The organism is Bradyrhizobium sp. P5_C11_2 (assembly GCF_054049755.1).
The window spans coordinates 1-4,233 of the sequence record NZ_JBFULT010000619.1 but is presented as its reverse complement, the minus strand read 5'-3'; the positions used below and the strand labels follow the sequence as shown (position 1 = coordinate 4,233).

6 protein-coding genes are annotated in these 4,233 nt (G+C 66.5%); 1 reads left to right on the top strand and 5 read right to left on the bottom strand.

Translation table 11 applies throughout. The features are described 5' to 3' along the window. Window positions 1-380, bottom strand: a 380-nt coding sequence (locus tag ACXJL8_RS35390; protein WP_456686491.1) for a TIM barrel protein, incomplete at its 3' end; no start/stop codon positions are given. A 14-nt stretch (window positions 381-394) separates the two neighbouring features. Next, window positions 395-1,312, bottom strand: coding sequence for an L-threonate dehydrogenase (gene ltnD, locus ACXJL8_RS35385; RefSeq protein ID WP_456619235.1), 918 nt, complete (start codon window positions 1,310-1,312; stop codon window positions 395-397). 114 nt (window positions 1,313-1,426) lie between these two features. On the opposite strand from ltnD, the gene otnC reads away from it, so the two are divergent. Continuing rightward, window positions 1,427-2,092 carry a 3-oxo-tetronate 4-phosphate decarboxylase gene (otnC, locus tag ACXJL8_RS35380; protein WP_456686490.1) on the top strand — a complete coding sequence of 222 codons (666 nt, stop codon included), beginning with the start codon at window positions 1,427-1,429 and terminating at the stop codon, window positions 2,090-2,092. 375 nt (window positions 2,093-2,467) lie between these two features. Here otnC and ACXJL8_RS35375 read toward each other — a convergent pair whose 3' ends face one another. The 3 genes from ACXJL8_RS35375 to ACXJL8_RS35365 form a co-directional block, all read right to left on the bottom strand. Continuing rightward, window positions 2,468-3,172, bottom strand: a complete 705-nt coding sequence (locus ACXJL8_RS35375; protein WP_456619237.1) for an ABC transporter ATP-binding protein — start codon at window positions 3,170-3,172, stop codon at window positions 2,468-2,470. After that, a complete protein-coding gene (locus ACXJL8_RS35370; protein WP_456619238.1) occupies window positions 3,156-3,887 on the bottom strand; it encodes an ABC transporter ATP-binding protein in 732 nt (243 codons plus the stop codon). Before ACXJL8_RS35370 ends, ACXJL8_RS35375 begins: the two co-directional genes overlap by 17 nt. Continuing rightward, a partial coding sequence (locus ACXJL8_RS35365) for an ABC transporter permease subunit (RefSeq protein WP_456686489.1) occupies window positions 3,884-4,233 on the bottom strand: 350 nt, incomplete at its 5' end. The genes ACXJL8_RS35365 and ACXJL8_RS35370, both read right to left, overlap by 4 nt.

The following is a 4,233-nucleotide window of genomic DNA, read 5'->3' as shown; positions in this document are numbered from 1 at the left end:
GCCCACGCCACCGATTTGTAGAAGGCCTCGATCGCGACGCGCTCGCCGCGGTTGGCGATGCCGGCCATCAGGTGCAGCCGCTTGACGCCGGTGGCCTTGGCGTAAGGTAGCGCGGTCTCGAGGCTCGCCTTGAGATCGGCAAAGCGCGCCGGCAACGCCGCAAAGCCCTTCTCGCCGGCATTCCAGTCGCCCGGCGGCAGGTTGAACAGCGCCTGGGTCAGGCCGTTGCGCTTGAGCCGCTCGCCGACCGCCTCAGCCGGATGCTCGTAGGGAAAGAGAAATTCGACCGCGGTGAAGCCGGCTGCCGCGGCGGCATCGAAGCGGTCGAGGAATGGCACCTCGGTGAACATCATCGAGAGGTTGGCGGCGAAACGGGGCATTGGAAATCCTCTTCTTACTTGTCGCCGGGGAGCTTGACGCCGGTGACCTGCGCATACATCCGCGCCACCGACGCATCGTCGTCGCGGCCCATGCCGGCAGCTGACGTCATCAGGAACATCTGGAGGGCGGCAGCCGAGACCGGCACCGGGAATCTGGCGCTGCGCGCCATGTCCTGGATGATGCCGAGGTCCTTGACGAAGATCTCGACCGCACTGCGCGGCGTGTAATCGCCGTCGAGCACGTGCGGCATGCGGTTCTCGAACATCCAGGAATTGCCGGCGGAGGCCGTGATCACCTCATAGACCTTGCGGATGTCGAGACCCTGCTTGGCCGCGAACGCGATCGCCTCCGAGGCGGCGGCGATGTGGACGCCGGCGAGCAACTGGTTGATCATCTTGAATGCGGCGCCTTGGCCGGCGGCATCGCCGAGCTCGTAGAGCTTGGCGGCCATGGCATCGAGTGCGGGCCGCGCTTTCGCAAAGGCCGCGGGACTGCCCGAGGCGAGGATCGTCAGCTCGCCTTGCGCTGCGCGCTGCGCTCCGCCGGAGATCGGCGCATCCAGATAATGCCGGCCGGTCGCCTCCAGCTGCTTGGCGAGACGCCGTGCCACGTCGGGATCCATGGTGGCCGACGACAGAAAGACGCTGTCCTTCGGCAGGGTCTCGGCGACGCCATCCTTGCCGAACAGGATCGTTTCGGTCTGCGCGGCGTTGACGACGACGCTGACGACGACGTCGGCACCCTTCGCCGCCTCGGCCGGGGTCATGGCGCCCGCACCGCCGTCCTTGACGAAGCGCGCCACCGCGTCAGCCGAGACGTCGCAGCCGGTGACGGCATGACCGGCGCGCTTCAGCGAGGTCGCCATGCCAAACCCCATCGAGCCGAGCCCGATGACGGCGATGCGCTGATTCTGTGACGTGGATGCGGACATGCAACTGACCCTTGCGAGCGTTTCCCGAATGGTCCGCCTTTGCGGCGGCTAGCTGAACCGAATAACACGGCTTGGCCGCGCTGCCAAAGCGTGAGACAAGCAGACATGATGGCCATGAGCAACGAAACACGGCTGCGTGACGATATCTGCCGCTTCGGACGCTCTTTGTTCGAGCGCGGGCTGACGCCGGGCTCCTCCGGCAATATCAGCGTCAAGGTGCACGATGGCGGATGGCTGGTGACGCCGACCAACGCCTCGCTCGGCTTCCTCGACCCGGCGCGGCTGTCGCGTCTGGACGACCAGGGACGGCTGATCTCAGGCGATGCGCCGACCAAGGAAGTTCCGCTGCACACCGCGCTCTACCAGACCCGCGGATCGGCCCGCGCGATCGTGCATCTGCACTCCACCCATTCGGTCGCGCTCTCGATGCTGCCCGAGATCGACCCGCGCGCCGCGCTGCCGCCAATGACGGCCTATTACCTGATGAAATGCGGCGCCACCGCGCTCGTGCCCTATTACCGCCCCGGCGACCCCGCGKTGGCGGATGCGATCAGGGGGCTGGCGGGGAGATATTCATCCGTGCTGCTCGCCAACCACGGCCCGGTGGTCGCCGGCGATACGCTGGAAGCCGCCGTGTTCGCGACCGAGGAGCTGGAGGAGACGGCGAAGCTGTATCTGCTGCTGCGCGGGTTGAACCCGAAATATCTGTCGCCGGAACAGGTGAAGGATCTGGTGAAGGTGTTCGGGGTGGCGCTGCCGGAGCATGGGCACGAGCATTGAGTCCCGTGCGGTCGAGGGTCGAGCGGGACCGCCCCGCCCAACGCTGTCATTCCCCGCGAAAGCGGGGAATCCAGTACGCCGCAGCTTCTCCGTATCCCACTGGCGTCTCGGAATACTGGATCGCCCGCCCCAGCGCGCAAGTGCGCACAAGGCGGGCGATGACACCTAGGGTGCCAAAAACGCTCGTGCCCGCACCACTCGAAGATCGTAGCCCGCCACACCCACCGCGGCCCATCCTGAGGCGCGCGAAGGGCGCGCACCTCAGGATGACGGCTGCGATTGTGGAGCGAGAAGATCGTAGCCCGCATGAGCGCAGCGACATGCGGGATCGGCGGTCCCGGATATCGCTTCGCTCATCCGGGCTACGAAAGGCGCCTACAGCCCGAGATACGCCTTGCGCACGTCCGGATTGCCCCTGATCTCGCTCGCTGCGCCCTGCATCAGCACGCGGCCGGTTTGCAGGATATAGGCGCGGTCGGCGATCTCGAGGCATTCGGCCATGCGCTGCTCGACGATCAGCACGGTCATGCCGGCGTCGCGGATGCGCAGTACCGCCTGGAAGATTTCGTCGACCAGCTTCGGCATGATGCCCTGCGAGGGCTCGTCGAGCATCAGGAGCCGCGGGCGCGTCATCAGCGCGCGGCCGATGGCGAGCATCTGCTGCTCGCCGCCGCTTAGCGTCTCGGCCCGCTGCTCCAAACGCTCCTGAAGACGCGGGAACAGCGTGAAGACGAGATCGAGCGGCTCTTCGCGATTCGCTTCGCCGCGGTACAGATAGCTGCCGAGACGCAGATTGTCGCGCACCGACAGACGCGGAAACAGCCGGCGGTTCTCCGGCACATAGGCGATGCCGGTGGCCGTGATGTGGTGCTGCGCCATGCCGTCGAGGCGCTTGCCATCGAAGGTCACGGTGCCCGAGCGCGGGCGCTCGGCGCCGGCGATGGATTTGAGCAGCGTCGACTTGCCCGCGCCATTGGCGCCGGCGACGCAGACGATCTCGCCCTTGGCGACTTCGATGCTGACCGCGGAGATCGCGACCAGGCCCTGATAGGCGGTCGTGACTTCATGCACCGACAGCATGACGATCTCCCAGATATGCGCTGATCACCTTGGGATCGCGGACGACCTCAGTGGGCTTGCCCTCGACCAGCACCTTGCCGAGGTCGAGCACGATGGCGCGGTCGACCAGCGGCATCACGATCTCCATGACGTGCTCGACCATCAGCACGGTAATGCCGGTATCGCGCACCTTGCGCACCAGCGCGACGCCGGTCTGCGCCTCGGTCGGCGTCAGACCAGTGAGGACTTCGTCGAGCAGCAACAATTTTGGCTCGGTCGCGAGCGCGCGCGCGACTTCGAGGCGGCGCTTCTCGGCCGGCACCAGATCGCTCGCGAGCACGTCGGCGCGCCCGGCAAGGCCGGTGAACTCCAGCACCTCGTGCGCCTTGCGGCGCGCTTCCCGCATCACGGTGTTGCGCACCAGAGCACCGACGATGACGTTGTCGATGACAGTCATGGTCTCAAAGCTCTTGACCACCTGGAAGGTGCGGCCGACGCCGCGCTGACAGCGCTCGGCCGCCGGCATGTGGGTGACATCCTCGCCGTCGAACCAGATCGAGCCTTGGGTCGGCGGCAGCACGCCGGCGATGAGATTGAACAGCGTCGACTTGCCGGCACCATTTGGACCGATCAGGCCGACGATCTCGCCGCGTCCGACCGAGATCGAGACATCGCTGTTGGCGACGAGGCCACCGAAGCGCTGCCAGACGCCGCGGGTTTCGAGGAGCGCGGTCATCGTGTGGCCCCCTTCGTCTTCGCACGCGAGAACAGGCTCACCAATCCCTGCGGCAGGGCCAGCGAGATCAGCACGATCAGCGTGCCGTAGACGATGAGGTCGACGCCGCGGCCGGAGCCGCCGATATAGGAGCGCGTCAGCTCCGTCATCGGGATCAGGATGGCAGCACCAAGCACAGGCCCCCAGAGGGTGCCGATGCCGCCGAGCACGGCCGGCAACGCCATCAGCAGCGAGAACTGGAAGCCCATGACGCTCTCAGGATCGATATAGGCGAGAAACTGCGCATAAAAGGCGCCGCCGATGGCAACGAGGAAGGCGGAGACGGCGGCCGCACCCATCTTGGAGT

Excerpts from the sequence above, each read along its gene's own strand:
- ACXJL8_RS35370 (WP_456619238.1), bottom strand. The coding sequence starts at position 3,887 with ATGACCGCGCTCCTCGAAACCCGCGGCGTCTGGCAGCGCTTCGGTGGC.
- ACXJL8_RS35375 (WP_456619237.1), bottom strand. The coding sequence starts at position 3,172 with ATGCTGTCGGTGCATGAAGTCACGACCGCCTATCAGGGCCTGGTCGCG.
- ltnD (WP_456619235.1), bottom strand. The coding sequence starts at position 1,312 with ATGTCCGCATCCACGTCACAGAATCAGCGCATCGCCGTCATCGGGCTC.